This is a genomic window from Streptomyces sp. NPDC048636 (assembly GCF_040650655.1).
Classification (GTDB): domain Bacteria; phylum Actinomycetota; class Actinomycetes; order Streptomycetales; family Streptomycetaceae; genus Streptomyces.
Window position 1 is genome coordinate 183,087 of record NZ_JBEZHR010000006.1, and the last position, 23,432, is coordinate 206,518.

Annotated in this window: 22 protein-coding genes; 11 read left to right on the forward strand and 11 right to left on the reverse strand. The window is 71.1% G+C overall.

Annotated features, from left to right (window positions below):
- The first annotated feature begins 79 nt into the window (after positions 1–79).
- Genes AB0C66_RS18745 through AB0C66_RS18755 form a run of 3 tightly spaced genes read left to right on the forward strand, consistent with a single transcriptional unit; the run spans position 80 to position 4,258 of the window.
- Entirely contained in the window at positions 80–826 is a 747-nt protein-coding gene (locus AB0C66_RS18745; RefSeq protein ID WP_362439255.1) for a beta-phosphoglucomutase family hydrolase, read from the forward strand.
- Positions 823–3,168 carry a glycosyl hydrolase family 65 protein gene (locus tag AB0C66_RS18750; protein ID WP_362439257.1) on the forward strand — a complete coding sequence of 782 codons (2,346 nt, stop codon included), beginning with the start codon at positions 823–825 and terminating at the stop codon, positions 3,166–3,168. The genes AB0C66_RS18745 and AB0C66_RS18750 overlap by 4 nt, the downstream gene beginning before the upstream one ends.
- A gap of 10 nt (positions 3,169–3,178) precedes the next feature.
- Positions 3,179–4,258, forward strand: coding sequence for a PHP domain-containing protein (locus AB0C66_RS18755; protein WP_362439961.1), 1,080 nt, complete (start codon positions 3,179–3,181; stop codon positions 4,256–4,258).
- 12 nt (positions 4,259–4,270) lie between these two features.
- Here AB0C66_RS18755 and AB0C66_RS18760 read toward each other — a convergent pair whose 3' ends face one another.
- On the reverse strand, positions 4,271–4,843 hold the full coding sequence (locus AB0C66_RS18760) for a YceI family protein (RefSeq protein ID WP_362439260.1): 573 nt from the start codon (positions 4,841–4,843) through the stop codon (positions 4,271–4,273).
- 220 nt (positions 4,844–5,063) lie between these two features.
- On the opposite strand from AB0C66_RS18760, the gene AB0C66_RS18765 reads away from it, so the two are divergent.
- The 3 genes from AB0C66_RS18765 (at position 5,064) to AB0C66_RS18775 (ending at position 7,102) form a co-directional block, all read left to right on the forward strand.
- Positions 5,064–5,651, forward strand: coding sequence for a hypothetical protein (locus tag AB0C66_RS18765; RefSeq protein WP_362439263.1), 588 nt, complete (start codon positions 5,064–5,066; stop codon positions 5,649–5,651).
- Positions 5,652–5,659: 8 nt separating this feature from the next.
- Positions 5,660–6,850: a hypothetical protein gene (locus tag AB0C66_RS18770; protein ID WP_362439266.1), complete on the forward strand. Its 1,191-nt coding sequence runs from the start codon at positions 5,660–5,662 to the stop codon at positions 6,848–6,850.
- 63 nt (positions 6,851–6,913) lie between these two features.
- Entirely contained in the window at positions 6,914–7,102 is a 189-nt protein-coding gene (locus AB0C66_RS18775; RefSeq protein ID WP_362439269.1) for a hypothetical protein, read from the forward strand.
- A 60-nt stretch (positions 7,103–7,162) separates the two neighbouring features.
- Here the strand turns inward: AB0C66_RS18775 and AB0C66_RS18780 are convergent, their stop codons facing one another.
- The 9 genes from AB0C66_RS18780 to AB0C66_RS18820 all read right to left on the reverse strand — a co-directional run bounded on the left by AB0C66_RS18780 (position 7,163) and on the right by AB0C66_RS18820 (position 15,838).
- Entirely contained in the window at positions 7,163–7,642 is a 480-nt protein-coding gene (locus AB0C66_RS18780) for a macro domain-containing protein (RefSeq protein WP_362439272.1), read from the reverse strand.
- Positions 7,643–7,684: 42 nt separating this feature from the next.
- On the reverse strand, positions 7,685–8,362 hold the full coding sequence (locus tag AB0C66_RS18785; RefSeq protein WP_362439275.1) for a response regulator transcription factor: 678 nt from the start codon (positions 8,360–8,362) through the stop codon (positions 7,685–7,687).
- Entirely contained in the window at positions 8,359–9,639 is a 1,281-nt protein-coding gene (locus AB0C66_RS18790) for a histidine kinase (protein WP_362439278.1), read from the reverse strand. The genes AB0C66_RS18785 and AB0C66_RS18790 overlap by 4 nt, the downstream gene beginning before the upstream one ends.
- A gap of 210 nt (positions 9,640–9,849) precedes the next feature.
- Positions 9,850–10,668 (reverse strand): class I SAM-dependent methyltransferase, encoded by an 819-nt coding sequence (locus AB0C66_RS18795; protein WP_362439281.1) that lies wholly within the window; start codon positions 10,666–10,668, stop codon positions 9,850–9,852.
- Positions 10,669–10,823: 155 nt separating this feature from the next.
- Positions 10,824–12,029 (reverse strand): globin domain-containing protein, encoded by a 1,206-nt coding sequence (locus tag AB0C66_RS18800; RefSeq protein WP_362439284.1) that lies wholly within the window; start codon positions 12,027–12,029, stop codon positions 10,824–10,826.
- A 73-nt stretch (positions 12,030–12,102) separates the two neighbouring features.
- The gene (locus tag AB0C66_RS18805; protein ID WP_362439287.1) at positions 12,103–12,552 is read right to left on the reverse strand and encodes an Rrf2 family transcriptional regulator; all 450 of its coding nucleotides are present in this window, start codon (positions 12,550–12,552) and stop codon (positions 12,103–12,105) included.
- A gap of 36 nt (positions 12,553–12,588) precedes the next feature.
- Complete coding sequence (locus AB0C66_RS18810; protein ID WP_362439290.1) at positions 12,589–13,383, reverse strand: metallophosphoesterase; 795 nt, start codon at positions 13,381–13,383, stop codon at positions 12,589–12,591.
- A 400-nt stretch (positions 13,384–13,783) separates the two neighbouring features.
- Positions 13,784–14,599 carry a DUF899 domain-containing protein gene (locus AB0C66_RS18815; protein ID WP_362439293.1) on the reverse strand — a complete coding sequence of 272 codons (816 nt, stop codon included), beginning with the start codon at positions 14,597–14,599 and terminating at the stop codon, positions 13,784–13,786.
- 171 nt (positions 14,600–14,770) lie between these two features.
- On the reverse strand, positions 14,771–15,838 hold the full coding sequence (locus AB0C66_RS18820) for an AI-2E family transporter (RefSeq protein ID WP_362439964.1): 1,068 nt from the start codon (positions 15,836–15,838) through the stop codon (positions 14,771–14,773).
- Between the two features lie 481 nt (positions 15,839–16,319).
- Here AB0C66_RS18820 and AB0C66_RS18825 point away from each other — a divergent pair, with 481 nt between their 5' ends.
- From AB0C66_RS18825 to AB0C66_RS18835, 3 genes are all read left to right on the forward strand, one after another.
- The gene (locus AB0C66_RS18825; protein WP_362439296.1) at positions 16,320–17,540 is read left to right on the forward strand and encodes a cysteine desulfurase-like protein; all 1,221 of its coding nucleotides are present in this window, start codon (positions 16,320–16,322) and stop codon (positions 17,538–17,540) included.
- A 381-nt stretch (positions 17,541–17,921) separates the two neighbouring features.
- Complete coding sequence (locus AB0C66_RS18830) at positions 17,922–19,202, forward strand: acyltransferase (RefSeq protein WP_362439299.1); 1,281 nt, start codon at positions 17,922–17,924, stop codon at positions 19,200–19,202.
- A 121-nt stretch (positions 19,203–19,323) separates the two neighbouring features.
- Entirely contained in the window at positions 19,324–20,745 is a 1,422-nt protein-coding gene (locus tag AB0C66_RS18835) for an FAD-binding oxidoreductase (RefSeq protein ID WP_362439302.1), read from the forward strand.
- 47 nt (positions 20,746–20,792) lie between these two features.
- Here the strand turns inward: AB0C66_RS18835 and AB0C66_RS18840 are convergent, their stop codons facing one another.
- Positions 20,793–21,500 (reverse strand): SDR family oxidoreductase, encoded by a 708-nt coding sequence (locus AB0C66_RS18840; protein WP_362439305.1) that lies wholly within the window; start codon positions 21,498–21,500, stop codon positions 20,793–20,795.
- On the opposite strand from AB0C66_RS18840, the gene AB0C66_RS18845 reads away from it, so the two are divergent.
- Positions 21,454–22,194 carry an SDR family oxidoreductase gene (locus AB0C66_RS18845; RefSeq protein ID WP_362439308.1) on the forward strand — a complete coding sequence of 247 codons (741 nt, stop codon included), beginning with the start codon at positions 21,454–21,456 and terminating at the stop codon, positions 22,192–22,194. The two genes, AB0C66_RS18840 and AB0C66_RS18845, sit on opposite strands and share 47 nt — an antisense overlap.
- Positions 22,195–22,239: 45 nt before the next feature.
- Entirely contained in the window at positions 22,240–23,418 is a 1,179-nt protein-coding gene (locus AB0C66_RS18850) for an AAA family ATPase (protein WP_362439311.1), read from the forward strand.
- Positions 23,419–23,432 lie beyond the last annotated feature (14 nt).

Here is a 23,432-nt window from a genome sequence, read left to right on the forward strand (position 1 = left end):
CCGGACGGCATCGCCCGCGCCATGCGTACATTCGCGTGCACTTCCGCATATTCCGCCGCTCGCGGGGGATTCGGAGCCCATGACAAAGCCCTGCCTGCCGACGGGCATCCGGGCCTGCCTGTTCGACCTCGACGGGGTCCTGACCCGGACCGCCGTGGTGCACGCGGCAGCGTGGAAGCAGACGTTCGACGCCTTCATCGAGCGCCGTGACGGCCCCTCCTTCCGCCCCTTCGACCGGGTCGCCGACTACGACGAGTACGTGGACGGCCGCCCGCGCGCCGACGGTGTCCGCACCTTCCTGGCCTCCCGGGGCATCGAGCTCCCCGAGGGCACACCGGACGACCCTCCCGACAAGGACACCGTGAACGGCCTGGGCAACCGGAAGAACGTCCTGGTCCTGGCCAAGATCCGGGAAGAGGGGGTCGAGGCGTACCCCGGATCGGTGCGCTTCGTCGAGGCGGTGCGCGCCGCGGGGCTGCGGAGAGCGGTCGTCTCCTCCAGCGCCAACTGCCGCGACGTACTGATCGCCGCCGGGATCGAGCACCTCTTCGAGGTGCGGATCGACGGAGTGGTCGCCCGCGAGCGCGAACTGCCCGGCAAGCCCCACCCCGACACCTTCCTCGAGGCCGCCCGGGAACTGAACACCGCCCCTGACGCGGCCGCCGTCTTCGAGGACGCGCTCGCGGGCATGGAAGCCGGGCGCGCGGGCCGGTTCGGCCATGTCGTGGGCGTGGACCGGGTGGGTCAGGCCGACGCGCTGCGCCACCACGGCGCTGACATCGTGGTCCAGGACCTCGCCGAACTGCTGGAGGAGGGCGCCTCGTGATCACCGACGCCTCGTACGCCGTCGACCCCTGGCTGATGCGCGAGACCGAGCTCCACCTGGATGTGCTGCCCCAGAGCGAGTCGCTCTTCGCGCTCTCCAACGGCCACGTCGGCTGGCGCGCCAACCTGGACGAGGGCGAGCCCCACGGGCTGCCCGGCTCCTATCTCAACGGGGTGTACGAGCGGCGTCCGCTGCCGTACGCCGAGGCCGGGTACGGCTACCCCGAGGCCGGTCAGACCATGATCAACGTCACCAATGGCAAGATCATCCGGCTGCTGGTGGACGATGAGCCCTTCGACCTGCGCTATGGACGGCTGCGCTCCCATGAACGCGTCCTCGATCTGCGCGGCGGTCTGCTGCACCGCAGCTGCGAGTGGAGCTCGCCGTCGGGCACCAGTGTCCGGGTGCGCTCCACCCGGCTGGTCTCCCTCACCCAGCGCGCCATCGCCGCCGTGGCCTACGAGGTGGAGGCGCTGGACGCCCGCGTCCGCGTGGTCGTCCAGTCCGAACTGGTCGCCAACGAACAGCTGCCCGGCCAGGCGGGCGACCCCCGGGTGGCCCAGGCCCTGGAGTCCCCGCTGCTGCCCGAGGAGCACGACGCCACCGGCAAGCGGCTGCGGCTGATCCACTGCACCGAGGCCAGCAGGCTGCGGGTCGCGGCCGCCGCCGACCACCTGATCACCGGGCCGCCGCCGACCCGCCACTCCAGCGAGAGCAGTGACGACCTGGCCCGGCTCACCGTCACCTCCGTCCTCGAACCGGGCGAGGTCCTGCGGCTGGAGAAGCTGGTCGCCTACGGCTGGTCGAGCGTCCGCTCCCTGCCCGCCGTACGCGACCAGGTCGAGGCGGCACTGGCCGGGGCCACCAGCACCGGTTGGAGCGGACTCGTCCAGCAGCAGCGCGGCTGGCTGGAGGAGTTCTGGGACCGCGCCGATGTGGAGGTCGAGGGCGACGCCGAGATCCAGCAGGCGGTCCGCTTCGCCCTCTTCCACGTACTCCAGGCGGGCGCCCGCGCCGAGGAACGCGCCATCCCCGCCAAGGGACTCACCGGCTCCGGCTACGACGGACACTCCTTCTGGGACACCGACACCTTCGTCCTGCCGCTGCTCACCTACACCTTTCCCGAAGCCGTGGCCGAGGCGCTGCGCTGGCGCCAGTCCACCCTGACCGCCGCCCGCGACCGGGCCCGTCAGCTCGGCCACGACGGCGCCGCCTTCCCCTGGCGCACCATCGACGGCTCCGAATGCTCCGCCTACTGGCCCGCCGGTACGGCGGCTTTCCACGTCAACGCCGATGTCGCCGACGCCGTGGTGCGCTACGTGGCCGCCACCGGCGATGAGGAGTTCGAACGCGAGACCGGTGTGGAGCTGCTGGTGGAGACCGCCCGGCTATGGCGCTCCCTCGGCCACCACGACCACCACGGCCGCTTCCATATCGACGGGGTGACCGGCCCCGACGAGTACAGCGCCCTCGGCGACGACAACGTCTACACCAACCTCATGGCCCAGTCGAACCTGCGGTGCGCGGCGGACGTGGTGGAACGCCATCCGGCCAAGGGTGCTGAGCTGGGCGTCGACGACGAGGAGGCCGCCGCCTGGCGGGACGCCGCCGAGTCCATGACCATCCCCTACAACAAGACCCTCGGCGTCCACGAACAGCACACCGGGTTCACCGGCCACCAGGAGTGGGACTTCCAGAACACCCGCCCCGACGACTACCCGCTGATGCTCCACTACCCCTACTTCGACCTGTACCGCAGACAGGTGATCAAACAGGCCGACCTGGTGCTGGCGATGTATCTGCGCGGCGAGTGCTTCACCGAGGAGCAGAAGGCCCGCAACTTCGCCTACTACGAGCCGCTGACCGTCCGCGACTCCTCCCTGTCCGCCTGCTGTCAGGCCGTCATCGCCGCCGAGGTCGGACATCTGCGGCTGGCCTACGACTACTTGGGCGAGGCGGCGCTGATGGATCTCAAGGACCTGGAGCACAACACCCGCGACGGTCTGCACATCGCCTCCCTCGCGGGCACCTGGATCGCCCTGGTCATAGGGTTCGGCGGGATGCGCCACTTCGCGGACAGCCTGGAATTCGCGCCCAGACTCCCGGAGAAACTGGCCCGCCTCTCCTTCACCGTGCAGGTGCTGCGACGTCAGCTGAAGGTGGAGATCACCAACGCCTCCGCCACCTACTCCCTGGTCGAGGGCGCCCCGATGGAGATCAGACACTACGGCCGGGCGATCACTGTCTCCGACAAGTCGCCCAAGACCTGTGAGATCCCGGAGCACACCGCCCGCCCCGAACCACGTCAGCCCCCCGGCCGCCGACCCGACCGGCGTGGCTGAGGCGGGCGCGATGGACCCGCTGACCGCCCTGGACCGCATCGCCTTCCTGCTGGAACGCGCCCAGGCGCCGACCTACCGGGTACGCGCCTTCCGCACCGCCGAAGCCATCCTGTCCGCGCTGCCCGAGGAGGAGGTGCGGCGCCGGGCCGAGGCGAACACCCTCACCTCGCTCAAGGGGATCGGCCCCAAGACCTCCCAGGTGGTGCGGGAAGCACTGCGCGGCGAGGCGCCGCGGTACCTGACCGATCTCGAAGCCGGTGCCGACGAGACCGCCCGGGAATCCCCTTCCGCGGCGGCCACCGCGCTGCGCGGCGCGCTGCGGGGTGACTGCCATCTCCACTCCGACTGGTCCGACGGCGGCTCACCGATCGAGCTGATGGCCCGTACGGCGGCGCGGCTGGGACATGAGTGGGCGGTGCTGACCGACCACTCACCACGGCTGACCGTGGCCAACGGCCTGTCGGCGGAACGGCTGCGGGCACAGCTCGACGTGGTGGACCAACTGCGTGCGGCCCTCGCCCCGTTCCGGCTGCTCACCGGTATCGAGGTCGACATCCTCCCGGACGGCTCCCTCGACCAGGAGCCGGAGCTGCTGGAGCGGCTGGATGTCGTTGTCGCCTCGGTCCACTCCAAGCTGCGGATGGACGCCCACCCCATGACCCGCCGGATGGTGGCCGCGGTCCGCGATCCGCGGGTCGACGTACTCGGCCACTGCACCGGGCGACTGCTCGGCGGTAAACGTCCCGAGTCCGTCTTCGACCCGGCCGAGGTCTTCGGCGCCTGCGCGGAGTCGGGCACCGCCGTGGAGATCAACTGCCGTCCCGAGCGGCTGGATCCGCCGCGGCGGCTGCTCCGCGAAGCCGTCGCGGCGGGCACGTTCTTCTCGATCGACACCGACGCCCACGCGCCCGGCCAGCTCGACTGGCAGATCAACGGATGCGCACGGGCGGTGGAGTGTGCGGTGCCGGCGGAACGGATCATCACCACCTGGACCGAACAGCAGCTCCTGGAGTGGACGCGCAGCCGCAAGGCCCCGCGCCGCGCGGCCGCGCGCCGTGGCGCCTCCCGCCGTACGGCCGGGGAGAAGTGACCGCCCGGAACCTCAGGACCGCGGGCCCGCGGGGTCGAGCACCGCCTCGATATCGATGGTGAGGTCGACCATGTCGCTCACCACCACACCGCCCCGGTCCACCGTGTCGTTCCAGGACACCCCGAAGTCCTGCCGGTTGATCCGCGTGGTGGCGAGGAAGCCCGCGCGCCGACGTGGCCCGAGGTCCTTGTCCCCCTCCCACCAGGGCGTGTCCCACTGCCCCAGATAGGTCACCCGCAGCGGCACGGGACGGGTGGCGCCGCGAATCGTGAGCTCCCCGTCGACGTCGAACTCGGTCTCGCTCAGCTGGGTGACACCGGTACCGGAGTAGGTCCACATCGGATGGTTCTCGACGTCGAAGAAGTCCGCGCTGCGCAGATGGGCGTCGCGCTGCGGCTGGCCGGTGTACACCTGGGTGGCGTCGATCCTCGCTTCCACCCGGGCGTTCTCCGGGTTCTCCGGGTCCACCTCAAGGAACCCCTCGATGTTCTTGAGCTGCCCGCGCACATGCGTGACCATCATGTGCCGTGCCCTGAACTCCGCGCCGGTGTGGCCGGGCTCGAAGAACCATCTGGTGACTGCCATATCCACTTCCTGATGTGAGATCCGCATCCTGATGTGTGATCCGCTCCGGTCGCCCCGGACCGATCATGCGCCGGACACAGCGGGCAGACCCCGTGGGCCATACGCGAAATGCGCGGCGAGTTCACCTATGTGCCGTAAGTCATTACATCGGCCCCTTCTGCCGGGCTACCGTGAATGCGTCGCCCACGCCCGTCCGTGGCGTGGCGCACCGGGGGGACGTATGACGGACATGACGGGGCTCGGCGACATCACGATCGAGCGGATCCTCACGATGGTCGACGCCTCCGCGCTCGCCGTCGCGGAGGAGGAGCGCGAGGAGCTCTTCGAGGAGTTCGCGGAGGAGTTGCGCGCCGGCCGGCGGGTGCCGGGTGCGGGGGAGTTCTTCGACGACACCAGCGGGGCACCGGCCGTCGACACCCATGTGTACCTCGCCATCGGGCTGTCCGTGCTCGGCCAGATCGCCTTCAAGGTGCTGTCGACGGCGACCGACATGGCCATCCAGCACGGGCTGCGGGACGCCGTCGGCTACCTCAGGCGATGTCTGAGCCGTGGCGACGGAGGTGAGGGTGACGACCGCGGGGACGACGGCACCGCGGCACTCGCCCACCGGGTGACGGTCGAACTGAGGCTTCCCCCGGAGGTGGACCCGGAGACGGTACGGGCTGTCGTCCGGATCCAGGCGGAAGCACTCGTCCGCGCCGCGGCGGAGCCGTCGGACGCCCCGGAACCGTCCGACCCCCCGGGAGTTCCCGACCCCGGGCCGGAACCCGAACCCGGGTCCGCGGACGGCGGGAACAACGCCCGGTAGCGCCCACCGTGACCACGGTTTCTCCGGTCCGGAGGCTGCGCCGCGCCGAGCGGCTGTGCTGGCTGATCCTCCTCGGTCCGGTGTGCGCCGCACCCCTCACCGGCGCCAGTGTGACGGTCACCGGCGACGACCCGCTGAGCGTGCCCGCCGCGATCGGCGGGACGGCACTGCTCGCCTTGGTGGTCCTCGCCGCGCTCTTCCTCGTCCCGCTGATCAACGAGTGGCGTTCCGACTCCCTCAGCGGCCGGGAGGCGGAGGAGGCACTGAGCGAGATCGACTGGACCTCGAAGGGCTGGAAACGTATCCGGGACACCTTCCACGCGGCCGGGCTGGACACCGCGCGGCTCCATGCCGTCTCCAGCTGGTCGCCGGTCTCGAGGCTCAAGGTGCTGCACATCCCGCAGCCCTCACCGGGTTTCCTCGGCCGGATGGAGGACTGGGGCACCAGACTCCAGCGCCGTAGGTCCGTGTGGGCCGTGAGTGCCGCCGCCGGATGCGCCGTTGCGCTGCTGGGCGACCGGCTGGCCCCGCCGGTCGACGACAACACCCTCCTCGTCCCGCTGACGGTCACGGTCGTGGTCATCGTCGCCGCGGCGGGCGTCTTCCTCTACCACGCCTTCTCGCTCAACGTCCGCAAGCCCACGGTCCATGTCACCGTTCCGCAGAGCTGGCGCGCGCTGCTGCGGAGCCCCGTCGGCGCGGTGCTGCTCCGCCACGAGATCTCCCATCTGCGCCACGGCGATCCGATGCGACGCCGCTATCTGCGCCATGTCCCGGCCGTCGGAAAGCTCGCCGTGTGCTTCGACTCCATCGCGGCCCTCGCCGTCACACCGGTGGAGACCTCCGCTCAGACCCTCCTCTCCATGGCCGCCTTCGCCGCCGCCCTCAGCGGTGGCCTCTACGCCAACAGCCGGGCCCGCCGACTGGTGGAGACGCTGATGGAGATGCGGGCGGACGCCGAGGCGGCGGCCCATGACCCGGCGTCGGCGCGGCTCCTCGCCGCGTTCCTGGCCCCTCAGCAGGCCAAGAGCCCGACTCCCCAGAAGGCTGCCCGGCTCTCCGCGCTCACCCAGGGGTGGACCGGTGGGCATCCGGCCCCTTTCACCCGGGCGGTCACCGCCGTCTGTGTGTTCGCGATCGCCACATGTCTTCCGGCGATCGGGCTGTGGACGGGTGTGCTGGACGGAGTGTCGTCGTAAGCGGCGGCCAGGAGGTACCGTCCGGAAGGTGGCCTGCGAGAGCGGTGAAAGGGGATGCGGACGATGACCGGCACGGCTGAGCCCGGCGGCGGCCGACGGGAGGAGCCCGAGGACGGTCGGCTGCCCGCGGAGCCCGAGGGCGGAGACCCCGCCTGCTGGCTGGACCGGGTCTGCCCTGCCTGCGGTGCCCTCCAGGACACCGCCCGTTACGACCACTGCGCACGCTGCGGAGCGGTCGCCGAGAACAGCTGAGGTTCCCATCGGCCCAGCAGGCCCAGCAGGCCCATCGAAGGCTAGCGCCTCGCGCGCGCCTCAGCCGTCGTGGTCGTAGACCGTCACCGGGACACCCCGGTCCACCAACTGCCGTGCTATCAGGGGCTCGACACGCGACCAGTGGCCACCGGCCAACCCGCAGCCGATACGCGGCATATGGACCGACGCGCCCTCCTCGGCGGCCCTGGCCGCCACCGTGCCCAGGGCGGTGTCGATCGCCTCGTAGCGCACCGGAACTCCCTTGCTGCCGCGGCGCGTTCCCCGCTGACCGATCATGTTGGCCACGGTCAGATACGGGCTCACCCGTATGAACTGCACCGCGCCCAGGCCGAAGTCATTCCCCGCCCGCTCCCGGTGCCAGCGCCGGTACGCCGCCTCCGGCTCCGGCCAGCGGCGCGAGACCGACAGCACAAAGCCCTTGCCCCAGCCGCCCAAGTCGTTGCAGACATGAGCGATGACCTTCTGCCCCTTGCCATGCGGTGAGGTGGCGTCCCCGCGGATGTACACGATGTCCCCCATACCTGAACCGTACTGTCCGCCACTGACACACGCGTTCGGATTTCAGTGCGGGGCCAGCCCCGCCTGAAAGGCCAGGATCACCGCCTGGGTCCGGTTCTCGGCCCCCAGTTTGGTCAGCACATTGCCCACATGCGTCTTGACCGTCTCCAGGCTCACCGTCAGCTCGTCCGCGATCTGCTGATTGGCCAGCCCCCGCGCCATCAGCCGGAGGATCTCCGTCTCCCGGCGGGTGAGCGCGGCCGCCCGCGCCGCCGCCTCCGGCCGCACCGGACGGCCGGTGGCCAGACGGCGTACGGCGTCGGGGAAGAGCATCGAGTCGCCGGTCGCCACCAGCCGGATGGCATGGGCGATCTGCTGGGACGGGGCCCGTTTGCGGATGAAGCCGTCGGCTCCCGCCTCCAGCGCGTCGTAGACGTACTCGTCGTTCTCGAAGGTGGTGATCACAATGACCTTGGGCGGCTCGGACAGTGTGGCCCGCAACTGCCGGGTGGCCTCGATCCCGTTGAGGGTGGGCATCCGCACATCCATCAGCACGACGTCCGGGCGGGACGCCACGACCAGTGGCAGCACTTCGGAACCGTCCGCGGCCTCACCCACCACGGTGAGGTCGGGTTTGGCCGACAGCAGGGTCCGCAGCCCGGTCCGGGTCAGCTCCTCATCGTCGACGACCAGCACCCGCACCGCGCTGTCCGCCGGACCCAACGCCCCCGTCGCGCTCATCGTCCGGATCCCAGGGGCAGCCGTGCCCTCAGGCGCCACGACTCCGCACCGGCCGCCCCTCCGTCCGACGTCTCGTCGGTCACGGGGCCCGAGGACACCTCGCCACGCAGCAGCCGCACCCGTTCGGTGATCCCCCGCAACCCCTGACCGGACCGAGTGCCGCCGCGGTCCGCCGGGCCATCGCCTCCCGGACGGATCCGGTTGACGAGTTCCACCTCCAGCCTTTTCCGGCGCACCTCGACCCGTAGCCGGATCCCCGTCTTCTCGCCGTACCGCAACGCGTTGGTCAGGCCCTCCTGCACGATGCGGTACGCCTCCCGGGACACGGCGGCCGGAATCCGCCCCAGATCGCCGCCGCACTCCCACCGCACCTCCGCGCCCGCCCGCCGCACCGACTCCACGAGCGCGTCGAGATCGGCGAGGGTGCGCTGCGGCGCCTTCGATGCCCGCTCGTCGCGGAGTGCGCCCAGCACATGGTCCAGGTCGTCCATCGCCGCCCGCGACGTCTCCTCGATACTGGTGATCGCCTGCCGCGCCGCGACCGGATCGCGCTCCAGCAACTCCCCGGCCACCGCGGCCTGGATGGTGGACGCCGTAAGGGTGTGACCTATCGAGTCGTGCAACTCCTGGGCCAGCCGGTTGCGTTCCGCCAGCAGATTCATCCGCTCCTCGGCCGCGGCCAGCCGGTCGGCGGGCCGGTGGTCGAGGAAGGCCGGGGCCAGGAGCCGCAGCGCGGCCGTGCCGACCGCTACGGTGTGCACCGCGAGCAGCAGGAAGGCCACGAGGACAAGTGGTGTCCACAGCCCCTGGCCGCCGGCCGGTACGGTGATCCGCCCTCCGAAGAAGGCGACCTCACCGCCACCGCTCCACCACACCGCCGGAAACATCACGGCGCCGAAGACCAGCAGACCTGTCACGGCGGTCACCGCCATGCCCACCGCCACATGCGGCACCAGCCATCCCGCCGTGCGCAGCCGGTTCGCCCACTGCGACCACGACCGCGGCGGCTCGGTGGCCGGGAGCGGAAGTCCCGTGCCCAGCAGGAGGTTGGCCAGCCGTACGGAGCCGCCGCGCGCCGCGCGCGGGGCGCCCAGGGCGGTGACCACGACGACCAGCGCGAGAGTGAAGCCCGCGATACGCGCCGGAAGCGGCCACCGGGGCGGCGCCGACAGCACGGCGGTCGTCAGCGGCGGCACGCTCAAGGCCGCCCCGGCCAGCGCATGGGCCCATCCCCGGTAGGTCGCCGCGGTGAACAGCGGACGGATCAACGTGTGCATGGACCGCACAGTAGCCGTGGGGCAGTTCGGTCCACCTCCCTCCCAAGAGCCATCTGCGCTCGCTGGTTCGAGCCATGAGGAGTGGGCTCCGGGAGTCGGTATGCCCGCTTGTCACGGGCGACCGGCCCGCGGCGACCGGACACGTTGAGCCCCTGACCGCGGCCCGCCGTCCGACGCCGGGAACATCCGGTGCCGGACGGCGGACAATGGCTAGTAGCGGTAGCGCAGGATGCGGCCCACATCTCGGAAGCCGGGCAGATGGGCCATCACCTTCATGCTCATCCGCCCCGAGGCGGGCATCTTCTCCAGCCCCGGCATATCCACGCTGCGCACCGTGTCCAAGCAGGTCAGCCCGTCGTGCCAGCCCTCGAGTTCATACGGGTCGTCCAGCCCCCAGTGGAGCGTGGCCCCCGCGTTGCGCACCGCAGGAACGCACTTCTGGAGCTTGATGCCCAGTGAGCCGTAGCAGTCGAACAGCAGCTGTCCGCTGGGGAAGCGGCCGGTGATCCGCTGGATCAGCCGCTTGCCCTCCTCTTTGGTGAGATACATCGTCAGGCCCTCGAAGACCGCCACGGTCGGCCGGTCGTCGGGCACCTCGCGCAGCCACTCCTCGTCGGTCACCGAAGAGGCGACCATCTCGTAGTCGCCGGACGGCTCCGGCAGGAGCCGCCGTCGCAGCTCGACGACGTCCGGGAAGTCGACGTCGATCCAGTGCACCGACGGCGGTGGATCGAGCCGCTGGACCCGGGTGTCCAGACCGCAGGCCAGATGCAGCACGGTGGCCTTCTGATGCCCCGCCAGGAACTCGGTGGTCCAGTCGTCGAGCTGTTTCGCCCGTAGCGCCACGCCCACCGCCGTCGTGGCCGTCATCCCCGTTTTGCCGAAGTCGTACGCCACGCGCTCCACCGCCGCCTGGGCGGCGGTGTCGCCCAGGACGGTGTCCGGTGAGCGACTGTCCACCGCCCTGGCGTAGAGCGTGGCGAGCATGGTCTCCTGAGTGCCGCTGAGAGTGATCTTTTCCTGATCCATGGTTCCTCGGTCGATGGGGGGTACCGGCGGCCCTGAAGTGGAATCGGGCACGGAGTGTCCGCGTCCGTGTACGTACAGTCCCACGTCTTCCCTGGCGAAGGCGACCGCGCCCTGGGCTGTTCGAGTACTTCCCGCCATCTCCCGAGCGCGGACCGTCAGTCCTGCGCGGCCAGCCACAGATCGGGGCCGAACACCTCGTAGTGGACGGCGGAGGGCCGTACACCCCGCTCCAGCAGCTGCGCGCGTACGGTCCGCATGAAGGGCAGTGGTCCGCACAGATAGACCTCCGCGTCCTCGGGGACCGCGACATCGGACAGGTCCACCAGACCGGTGCGCGGCTTCGGCCAGTCGCCCTCCGGCCGCTCGTACCAGAAGTGGGCCGCGCCGTACGCCAGTTTGGTGACCAGCCGCTTCTGGTCGAGGCTCAGCGCGTGCACCGCGGCGGAACGGTCGGCGTGGATGACGGTCACCGGGCCCTGGTGCCCCCGGTCGACCAACTCCTCCAGCATGGCGACCATCGGAGTGCATCCGATGCCCGCCGAGACCAGCAGCAGCGGGGTCTCGGTGTCGGTGGTGTCGAGCACGACGTCGCCGTACGGAGCCGAGACGCTGAGCACATCGCCCACCCGCACGCGGTCGTGCAGATGGCCGGAGACCTCGCCCACCGGTCCCCGCTCCTCCTGCGCCCGCTTGACGGTGAAGGAGCGCACCGTCGAACCGGGTGCGTTCGTCAGGCTGTACTGGCGTATCTGCCGTGCCCCGTCGGCCAGTCCGACCTGGACGGACACATACTGTCCGGCCCGGAACGCCGGGGCCGGGCGGTCGTCCGCGGGCCGGATCCGGAAGGTGACCACATCCGCTGTCTCCGCCACCCGTGCCACCACCGTCCATGGCCGCCATGTGCCCCCGGCCAGCGCGCCCTGCTGTGCGTACAGCCGTCGTTCGATCTCGATGAGGGCGTTGGCCATCAGCCAGTAGACCTCGTCCCAGGCGGCGGCCACCTCCTCGGTGACCGCGTCGCCGAGCACCTCCGCGATGGCCCCGGTCAGATGGCGGTGCACGATCGTGTACTGCGCGGGTGCCACCGCCAGTGAGGCGTGCTTGTGCGCGATCCGGCCTAGCAGGGCGTCGGGGCGGACGCCGGGCTGTTCCACCAGGGCGGTGGCGAACGCGGCGAGTGCCCCGGCGAGGGCCTGCCGCTGTGTTCCGGTGGCCTGGTTGCCGCGGTTGAACAGATGTCGCAGCAGCTCGGGGTGGGCCTCGAAGAGCCTCCGGTAGAAGAGGTCGGTGATGGTGCCGATGGCCTCGCCGACGGCGGGCAGCGTGGCGCGGACGGTCTCAGCCGACTTCGGGGAGAGCATGGAAGGCTCCTAAGTGGTATATGAGATTCGCATTTAACGGCGTGAAGAAGTCCGCCATGGCGGGCTCCTGGGATCAGCGGGACGGGCCGGGGTCGCGTCCCACCAGCCCCAGCAGCACCGGACCGGTGGGGGAGGCGACCAGATCGTCGACCGTCAGCGGGTCGAGGGAGGCGTAGAACGCCTCTTGTGCCCGGCGCAGCGCCATCCGCAATCGGCACCCCTGTCGCAGCGGACAGGGGGTGTCCCCTTCGCAGTCGACAACATCGCCGACCCCCTCCAGCTCCCGCACCAGCTGGCCGATCGAGGCGGTGCGCCCGGTCTCGGTGAGCGCCAGCCCGCCGCCGCGCCCGCGTCGCGTCTCGATCAGGCCGAGATGCTGGAGCCGGGCGGCCACCTTGGCCAGATGGCTGTACGGAACCTGCATCTCCTCGGCGATCCGCCGCGCGGTGCACGGCTCTTCGCCGGTCACCGCGAGGCGCATGATCGCCCGGAGGGCCAGATCCGTTGACTTCGTCAGCCGCATGGCAGCAGAGTAGATAATGCGAATCTGAGATGCAACTTACCCGGCGTCGGTCGGGACGGCGCGGAAGTGGGTGGTCACCCGGTCGCTGTCGTCGAGGACGTGCAAGGCGACCATCGGCGGCAGGTCGTAGTCGATGGTGCCCTCCCCGCTCTCGTCCTTCCCCTCGCAGGGCAGGGTGAGTGTGGAGACCACCCCCGGTGCGGCCAGCAGCGGAAGGCTGGCGAAGGTGGTGGTCGCGGCGGTGTGCGCATGGCCGCACAGCAGCGAGACGACATGGTCGTACCGGGTCAGGACCTTCTCCAGCCGCTCGGCCTGGAACTGCCGGATGGCGTCGACGTACGGGATGTGCAGCGGCAGCGGCGGGTGGTGGAAGGCGACGAAGGCCGGGACGTCCTGGGGGGAGTCGGCCAGCTCACGGTCGAGCCATGTGAGTGTGTCCTCGTCCAGCAGCCCTTCGCCCCGCCCGGGAACCGAGGAGTCGCACATCAGAAAGGTGGCGCCGGGGATGCGGTGTGCCCGGTTCACCGGGGCGGTGGCATCCGCGTCCGAGACATCCTCGCCGAGGAAGTGGCGCCGGTAGGCGGCCCGCTCGTCGTGGTTGCCCGGACAGGTCAGGACCGGCAGCGGCGAGGTGAGGATCGCGGCCGCCTCGCGGTACTCCTCCTCCGTGCCGTGGTCGGCGATATCGCCCGTCACCAGGATGGCGTCGAGCTGTCCGGGCAGGCCGTTGAGATAGGCCATCACCCGGCGGGTGCGCTCGGCCGCCCTGGCGCCACCGTCCCCGCGGTCCTGCCCCAGGTGCACATCACTGATCTGAGCGAACACCAACATCACAAGCCTCCTGACGACAGGTCCGACCCCGGTCGTGCGCTCGCGCTACGGACCGGTCGCTGCCACCCTATGCGGATGGCGGCGGCCCCCGTCGAGGCCCTTCACCGGTCGCGGCACCAGCTGTCTGAAGCCCCATCAGATGCCGGTGAGGCCACGCGGCGAGCAGGCGCTCGTCCCGGCTCCACTCGGCGGACGGTACCGGCTCATCCGGTCGGCCACGGCACACCAGGCCCTACCCTCCGGCGGAGAGGCTCGCGCCGCCGGAGTCGGCGGTGGCCGTCCTCGTCCGGCCCGCGGGCTGCCTGACGGTGGCGTCCGAGTCGTTGCAGGTGACGCCGGCGGATCCGGACTACCGGCCACGAATGTCTCGTTGAGAGCCACACGGCTGCCCGCCGAGGCGTCAGCCGTGGTGGCCGTTCCGGCCGAGGGTCTCCACGGGGGTCGCGCCGGGGCGGGTCCACTGCGGCACGGGGCGGCCGGTCGGGCCCCAGGTGGCGACGCCGTCGGCGTCCGTGCGCCAGTACCAGCAGATCGGCGTGCCGTGACCACCGGCCGGCGAGCTGGCCTGAGGGGCCTCGGGCCAGCCCTCGGGGTTGTCCTGCCACGCCTCGCGGCGGCCGTAGGGCGTCATATCGAGCAGGCCGAGGGACCCGTTGACCGGCTCGTTGCCACGGCCCGTCGTGGAGTAGGTGAGGAACACCCGGTCGCCGTCGCGCAGGAAGCAGCTGATGTAGCCCATCTCGCCGCCGACCGGCTCTTCCACGTCGCGCACCGAGTACCAGGGCTGGGTGTAGCCCATGAACTCGACGAAGGGGGCCACCTCGTCCCAGCGGCCCGTGGTCAGGATGGCGAACGAGACACCGCGGGCGTTGAGGTAGACGGCGTCCTTCATATGCCAGGCCGTGGTGGTGCAGCCCTCGCACTGCCCCTGGTGCGGTGCGCCGTCGTGCCACATGTGCTTGTAGACCACGAGCTCGTCGCGGCCCTGGAACAGGTCCAGGAACGGGACCGGGCCGTCGGGTCCGACGACCTCGACCGTTCCGTCGAACTCCACCATCGGCAGTCGGCGGCGGGCCGCGGCGATGGCGTCGCCCTCGCGGGTGTGGGCCTTCTCGCGGATCAGAAGCTCGTCACGGGCGGCCTGCCAGGTGGCCGGGTCGACGATGGGCGGGCGGCCGGGCAGCGGGGTGGTCGGGTCACTCGGCGTGGTCGTCATGGTGTCCTCCGTGGTGTCTTGTGCCGGGCGGCGTCGAACGTCGCGTCGTACGTCGCCCCATGGGCGTCTCCAGAACAGACTCCCCACCCGGCCGGAACTCATCGCGGCAGGGGCGGCCCCCGCCGAGTCACCGCGCGGACCACTCGGGCTGACAGGTACACAGACGGGCAGTCAGCTGCCCTCCGGCGGAGGTTCGCGCAGCGCGCGCGTCACCGACCAGGCCACGGAGACCATGGGTACCGCCACCACCGCCCCGACCACCCCCGCGACAATGCTCCCGGCGATGACCGAGATGGCGACCACCACCGGATGCAGCCGCACCGCCCAGCTCATCACCAGCGGATGCAGTACGTGCCCCTCGAACTGCCCGACGATCACGATGAGCGCCAGCACGACCGCCGCGATCACCGGCCCCCGCCCCGCGAGCGCCACCACCGTGGCCACCGCCAGCGCGATCGGTGAGCCGATCAGGGGGATGAAGGTGGCGAAGAACACCAGCAGGGCCAGCGGCAGGGCCAGTGGCACCCGCAACAGGAACAGCGCGATACCGACGATGACCGCGTTGGTGGCCGCCACCAGGATGATGCCCCGGGTGTATCCCGCGAAGGTGCTCCAGGCGGCCCGCCCCGCCCGGTCCCACGGCGACCGCGCGGCCTCCGGGAGCTGACCGCGGAACCACCGCCACATCCGGTCGCCGGAGTGGACGAAGAAGATCGAGCAGAACAGTGCGAGGAACGCCGCGGTCAGCGCCTCCACCGCGCGGCCCGCGCCGCTCAGCGCCCTGCTGATGAGAGCGCCGCGGTTCCGGGAGACGAACGAGTTGATCCGGTCGTGCAGCCCCGCCAGAGTGCCGGGCCGGAGGTTGAACGGAGGCCCCTCGAACCAGCGTTCGATGTGGCCGATGCCGCCGCGGACCTCCCCCACCAGTCTGCCCGCCTCACCCGCTGCCGCGTTGCCCACCAGCGCCAGCAGCCCCAGCACCAGGAAGAGGCTGCCGAACACCGCGAGCGCCACGGCCGGTGGCCGGGGTACCACCCGCGCCAGCAGATCGGCCAGCGGGCGCAGCAGTGCCGTGGCCACCAGTGCCAGGAACACCGCGATCGCGACCAGTTCGAACCGCCCCAGCACCGTGAACGCCAGGTAGACGGCGGCTCCGACGATCAGGATCCGCCATGCGTACGCCGCGGCCAGCCGCAGGCCCGGATGGACGAGCCCGCCCTCTCCGCTCGCCCCGCGCATGGCCGCCGCGACCGCCGCGGATCCGGAGCGGGCGCGGGCCAGCGCGGCCCGCGAGGCACGGCATGGACGGCCACTGGCCGCCCGGTGCACAGGGTGCGAACGCCGCGCCGCACCCCCCTTCGCCCCGCCGGGGTGCTCACTGCCGTCCGCCGTCCGTTCGCGCGCCGGTCCGTCGGACGGGGGGACAGGCCCACTGCTCACGTCGGCGCCACCGCTTTCCGCGTCCCGGCCCTGCGCGAGGACAAGGGTCCGGACTCAGGTCATACATCCGATTGGTTCTGAATGTACTGATTGAAGCAGGGTGGATGTCCGGGCGCGGAACACCTCTCCTCGGGCGCGGCGCATCGCACCGGCCGCGGCGGGTCCCGCCTGTCGCGGTGCGGACGGAGCTCAGGGAGCCCACCGACCTAGGAGCGGGCCGTGGTGTTCCCTCCCGCCCGCGGGTGACCGCATAATCGATCACCCGTCCAAGGAGTCGCCCGTGACGTACGACATCGCCGCCGTCCGCGCGCAGTTCCCCGCCCTCGAAGCCGGAAGGGCGCACTTCGACGGACCGGGCGGCACCCAGACGCCCCGGCCCGTCATCGTTGCCATCTCCGAGGCGCTGGCCCGTCCCCTGGCCAACCGGGGCCGACTCACCGCGGGGGAGCGGAACGCCGAGACCATCGTCGCGGAGGCACGTCTGGCGATGGCGGATCTGCTCGGCGCGGATCCGGCCGCGGTCGTCTTCGGCCGCAGCGCCACCCAGCTGGCGTACGACTTCTCCCGCACCCTCGCCAAGACCTGGGCGCCGGGTGATGAGGTGGTGGTGTCCCGGCTGGACCACGACGCCAACATCCGCCCGTGGGTACAGGCGGCGGCCCGAGCGGGGGCCACCGTGCGCTGGGCCGACTTCGACCCGGCCACCGGCGAGCTGACCCCCGATCACCTCGGCGCCGCACTGAGTGAGCGCACCCGGCTGGTCGCGGTCACGGCCGCCTCGAACCTGATCGGCACCCGTCCGGAGATCGCCGAGATCTCCCGGATGGTCCATGCCGCCGGAGCGCTGCTCTACGTCGACGGGGTGCACTACACCGCGCATTCCCATGTTGATATCGGCAGGCTCGGAGCGGACTTCTTCAGCTGCTCCCCATATAAATTTCTCGGCCCTCACCTTGGCGTTCTGGCAAGCCGTCCGGAAATCCTGGAAGAACTGACCCCGGACAAACTGCTGCCGTCGACCAACGCCGTCCCCGAACGGTTTGAATTCGGCACCCTGCCCTATGAATTCCTCGCCGGAACGCGTGCCGCGGTGGAATTCATGGCGGGTCTGGACCCGGCGGCCCGGGGCAGCCGCCGGGAGCGACTGGCCTCGTCCTTCGCCGCGCTCGAGACCTACGAGGACTCCCTGCGGCCGCGTATCGAGGACGGCCTCGCCTCCTTCGCCGCGGTCACGGTCCACTCCCGGGCCGCGCACCGCACCCCGACCCTGCTGCTGACCCTCGACGGACGCGACACGGCCGACGCCTACCGCTATCTCGCCGCCCGCGGTGTCGACGCCCCGTCAGGCTCCTTCTACGCCCTGGAGCCATCCCGCAGGCTGGGGCTCGGGGACACCGGAGGACTCCGGGTCGGGCTGGCCCCCTACACCAGCGCCGACGATGTGGACCGGCTGCTCAACGGCCTGTCCGACTTTTTGAACGAGCCGGTCACCCACCCCTGAAGCCCTTGGTACGTCCATCCGGCGCGTACCTCGGCTACCGGAAGCGCGTACCGGGCGCGGGGCTTGTCCCACCGCACCCCGGCGCACGCGGAAGCCCCGATTCCATGGCTGTGCCCCAGCGGTGTGCGCGGGGAGGGGCGCACCACGTTCAGCGCCCCGCTCCCGCCCCCACCACCATGACCTGGCGGCTCGTCATCCGGCCCCGTGGTGCGCCGGGCCGGGCGGTGCGGGCTTCCGCGACCGGCGATGAAGCTGTGCGCGCCCGACGGCCTTTCCGGCCCTTGCTCGTAAATACATTCTCCGCCCGTGCGCGGTGCTCCGGAGGACTGTTCCGGGCATGCTGATTTCCGGTTCGTTCCCCACATCACGGAAAGGCATCCCATGGCCAGCGCCTTACCGCCTCCGGACAGGCTTCCCTCGCTCACCGGCTATCGTTTTCTTCTGGCGTGCGCGGTTCTTTTCGGCCATGTCCTGACGCTGGGAAGACTGTTCGCGGACGAGGCGATCTACGAGGCGGCGGGCAGGTCCCACATGCTCAGCGCCGGAGCCGTCTCCTCCTTCTTCATGCTCAGCGGCTTCGTTCTGGCCTGGACCCTCCGCCCGGACGACACCGCCGGATGCTTCTGGCGGCGCCGGTTCGTCAAGATCTTCCCCAACCACGCGGTGACCTGGGCCCTTATGCTGGTCCTGCTCATGGCGACGGGAACGGCCACGCTGCTGCCCGTACCGGACCCGGCCTTCCACGAGGCCGTGAAAAATCTGCTGCTCGTCCACACCTGGGCCCCCGATATGGCGGACTTCAGCAGTGTGAACCCGGTGACCTGGTCCATCTCCTGCGAGGCATTCTTCTACCTGCTCTTCCCGTTCCTGATCCGACCGCTGAGCGCCCTGCCCGGCCGGCGGATCTGGCCCGTCATCGCCCTGATCGCCGCACTGATCCTCGCCACGCCCGCGCTGGTCACGCTCGTCACCGAGGATGCCACCGCCGGGAGTTGGTCTCCGCTGTCCATCGAGCGCTGGTGGGTCATCTACTTCTTCCCGCCCGTGCGGCTGCTGGAATTCGTCCTCGGCATCCTGCTCGCCCTCGCCGTACGGCAGGGCCGGTGGCCCGCGCTCCCGATGCGCTGGCCGCTCCTCGTCCTCATCGGGCTCTTCGTGGCACAGCCCCGGCTGCCGGATGAGTACGTCTGGGGCGCGGCCACCTGTCTGCCGCTCGCCGCGCTGATTCCCGCACTCGCCAGCCGCGATATCGACCGTCGTCCCACCTGGCTCGGTGTGCGCGGACTGGTGGTGCTCGGCGAGGCCTCCTTCGCCCTGTACATGATCCATTTTCCGATCCTGTACGCGATCCGTCTGCTGCTCGGGGAGCGCACCTTCGGCACCTTCGCGGCCACGGCCCTCGCCCTCGGCGTGGCCACGGTGTGTGTCCTCGCCTCCCTCGTGCTGTGGCGCACCGTCGAGCTGCCCATGATGCGCCGCTACTCCCGCCCCCGGCCCCGCCCCGGCCATCCGGCAGTGGCGACCGGAAGCGTGCCCATGCCCCCAACCACCGCGGGCCACCTCACCATGGACGCCGTCACGACGGACCACACCACGGCGGAACGGGACACGGCCGACCGTGACCGGGCTGTGCGGGAGCCGCAGCAGGACCCCCTGCCCTGACCGACGGGCACGGGGTCCGAGCGGCCGTGCCCCGTGTCCGCCCCGACGTTACGATCGAAGAAGAGGGCCCGGCGCCCCACGGGAGGCCGGGCGGCACCCCGGGGGGAGAGAGCGGGGCTCCATGACACCCGGCGGTATCGACGGCACGGCCCTCTCCGGTCTCCGTGAGGGGCTGACGGGTGAGGTGATCGTGCCGGGTGACCCGGCCTACGACGACGCCCGCACCATTTTCAACGCCATGATCGACCGACGGCCGGCGGCGATCGTCCGGTGTGAGGGCCAGGACGACGTCACCCGTACGATCGCCTTCGGCCGCGCCCACGGACTGCCGATCGCGGTCCGAGGGGGCGGCCACAGCGTCGCCGGTATGTCCCTGTGCGACGACGGCCTCGTCATCGATCTGCACCGCATGCGGGCGGTGACCGTCGACCCGGGAGCCCGGGTGGCACAGGTGGGCGGCGGCGCGGTGATGCGCGATCTGGACCGGGCGACGGAGCCGTATGAGCTGGCGACCACCGGCGGCCGGGTGTCGACCACGGGCGTCGGCGGCTTCGTTCTGGGCGGCGGCACCGGCTGGCTGGACCGCACTTTCGGCCTCGCCTGCGACCACCTCCTGTCCGTGGACCTCGTCACCGCGGACGGCGAAGCGCTGCACACCAGTGAGGATGAGCACCCCGACCTCTTCTGGGCCCTGCACGGAGGCGGCGGCAACTTCGGTGTGGCCACCTCCCTCACCCTCCGGCTGCATCCGCTCCCGGTCGTCACCGCGATGCTGCTGTTGTGGCGCCCCGTCGCGGGCCGGGACGTGGTGTGTGCCTACCGCGACTTCCTGGAGTCGGCGCCGGACGAGCTCGGCGGCGGCTTCCTCTACCTGACCGCCCCGCCGGAGGATTTTGTCCCCACCGACATGGTCAACCAGCTCGCCTGCGCCGCCGTCATCACCTACACCGGCCGCGAACAGCAGGCTCGCTCCGTCGCCGCTCCGCTGCTGCGCCTCGGCCACGACGCCGAGATGATCACGGAGCTGCCGTACGCGGATCTCCAGTGCATGCTCGACGACCCGCCCGGCTACCGGAACTACTGGTCCGCCGAATACCTCGACGCGTTCCCCGACGCGGCGGTGAACCTCTTCTGCGCCCGCGCCACGGACATGGTCGTCCCTTCCCCGTCCCAGCACGTCCTGTTCCCCCAGGGCGGTGCGGTGGCCAGGGGCGCCGTGGACTGTCCGTTGCCATGGCGCAGGTCGCCGTGGATCGTTCACCCCTTCGGCTTGTGGGAGGACCCGGCCGACGACGACCGCGTCCGCCGGTGGGTACGTGCCATGCGTGAGGACGTCCAGCCGTGGTCCAGCGGCGCGGTGTACCTCAACTTCATCGGCGCCGAGGGCGAGGAGCGTGTCATCGCGGGTTTCGGCCCCGAGAACTACCAGCGGCTGGCCGAGGTGAAGGCCCGGTACGACCCCGACAACGTCTTCCGGTTCAACCACAACGTCAAACCCCGCCCGGCCGGTCAGCAGGCCACCGCGCGGATGGCCGGGAGATAGCCGGGCGGCGGCGTCCCCGAGGCGGTGTTCCCCGTGGGCTCACGCCGTCATACGAAGCCACCGTTGCTCGTCAGCAGCTGGCCGTTGACCCACTGGCCGCGCGGTGAACAGAGGAAGTCCACGAGATGGGCGGTGTCGCGCGGGGTGCCGAGCCTGCCCAGCGGTGTCCGGTCCCGACAGCCCGCCCGCACCTCGTCGGACATCCAGCCGGTGTCCACCGGCCCGGGGTTGATGACATTGGCGCTGACGCCGAGGTGTGCGAACTCCTGGGCGGCGGCCAGGGTGATGCGGTCCTGTGCACCCTTGCTCGCACCGTACGGAAGGTTCCCTACGGTGTGGTCACTGGTGAGACCGACGATCCGACCCCTGCCCTGCACACCGCGGAAGCGCCGCCCGTACTCACGGATCAGCAGCCATGTGGCGCGCGCGTTGACGGCGAAGTGCCGGTCGAAGCTCTCCACGGTGGTGTCGAGCAACCCCGAGTCGACCGATTCGCAGTGACACATCACCAGGGCGGTGACACCGCCCGGCCCGCCCTCCACCTCGTCGAAGACCCGCACGGGCGCCTCCGGGTCGGTGCGCCGTGGCCCGTTCGGCCCCAGGGCGGCGGGCCGTCCGCCACGCGGTGGCGGTGTGCGGTAGATCTCGACCGTCGGCTTCGCCCCCGCCACCCACCACCGTGTGACGGCCATGTCGAGGAGTGTGCGCATGAGTACGGAACTGAGCGGGTCCACCGCCCTGGTCACCGGCGGCACCGCGGGGATCGGGCGTACGGTCGCCCTGCGCCTTGCCGCGCTGGGGGCGGAGCTGGTGATCCACGGCCGCGACACACAGCGCGGCGCCGCCGTCGTCGAGGACATCCACGCCGTGGGCGGACGGGCCCGCTTCCTCGCGGCCGATCTCGCCGACCCCGACGCCGTCCTCCGCCTGGCCGCCGAGGCGGGCGAGATCGATGTGCTGGTGAACAACGCGGGCATCTACCGCTTCGCCAGCACCCCGGAAGGCACCACCGAGATGTTCGACACCCACATGGCCATCAACACCCGTGCCCCCCTGCTGCTGGTCGGGGCGCTCGCCCCCGGTATGGCGTCCCGTGGCCACGGAACCATCGTCAATATGAGCACCGTGGCCGCCACCACCCCCGCGCGCGGCGCCGGGGTGTACGGCGCCTCCAAGGCCGCGCTGGAACTGCTCACCCGAATCTGGGCCGATGAGTTCGGGGCCCAGGGAGTGCGGGTGAACGCCGTGCGCTCAGGACCCGCCCGCACCCCCGGCACCGTGGAGATGGGCGAGGACATCCTCCAGGCACTGGGACGGACCACGATCCTGGGCAGGCCCGCCGAGCCCGAGGAGATCGCCGAGGCGGTCGTCTTCCTTATCTCCCCGCGCTCCAGCTATCTCACCGGTACGGTCCTCGAAGCCCGGGGCGGTGAACTCGCCCTCAGCTGATCACCCGGCCCGAACCGCCGAGGCGGGGTGGCATAGCCTGGGGATGTGATCACCACACTCGCCGTCGAGAACTACCGCTCGCTGCGCCGGCTCGTGGTCCCCCTGGGGCGGCTGACCGTGGTCACCGGCGCGAACGGCACCGGCAAGTCCAGTCTCTACCGGGCCCTTCGCCTGCTCGCCGACGCCGCGCGCGGGGGAGCGGTGGCCGCCCTCGCCCGGGAGGGCGGACTGCCCTCCGCGCTGTGGGCCGGACCCGAGACCTCGGCCCGGGCCGTACGGGAGGGCCGCCACCCGATCCAGGGCACCGTCCGGTCCGAACCGGTCAGCCTGCGCCTGGGCTTCGCCGGTGACGAGTTCGGCTACGCGGTCGACTTCGGCCACCCCGCACCGTCGCGCTCCATGTTCGACCTCGATCCGGAGATCAAACGGGAAAGCGTGTGGAGCGGCGCCGTACTGCGCCCGGCCACGTTGCTGTCGGAACGGGCTGGCCCCGCCGTCCGCACCCGGGACGCGCAGGGCGAGTGGAACCGCACCCAGGGTGCCGTGCGCCCGTACGACAGCATGCTCAGCGAACTCGCCGATCCGCAGCGCGCCCCCGACGTACTCGCGGTCCGGGAACACATCCGGTCCTGGCGGTTCTACGACCACGTACGCACCGACGCCCACGCCCCCGCCCGTGCCGCCCAGATCGGCACCCGCTCCCCGGTCCTCGCCTCCGACGGCGCCAACGTGGCCTCGGCCCTCCAGACCATCCGGGAGATCGGCGACGGCGACGCACTCGACGCCGCCGTCGACGCGGCCTTCCCGGGCAGCCGGGTGGAGGTCGCCGACCGTGGCGGCCGCTTCGAACTCGCCCTGCGCCAGCATGGATTGCTCCGCCCGCTGGGCGCCGCCGAACTGTCCGACGGCACCCTGCGCTATCTGCTGTGGGCGGCCGCCCTGCTCACCCCGCGCCCCCCGGAACTGCTGGTGCTCAACGAGCCCGAGACCAGCCTGCACCCCGAACTGCTTGAGGCGCTGGCCGGTCTGATTCTGACCGCGTGCGACAAGACCCAGATCGTGGTGGTCACCCACTCCCGCCCGCTGGCCACCGCCCTCGCGGACGGCGCCGGGCGGTCCCGCACCGGGGTGAACACCATCGAACTGGTCAAGGAAGTGGGCCGGACGGTGGTGGAGGGACAGGGCACCCTCGACGAGCCCCTGTGGTACTGGCCCAAGCGGTAGAGGCGGGGGTGGAG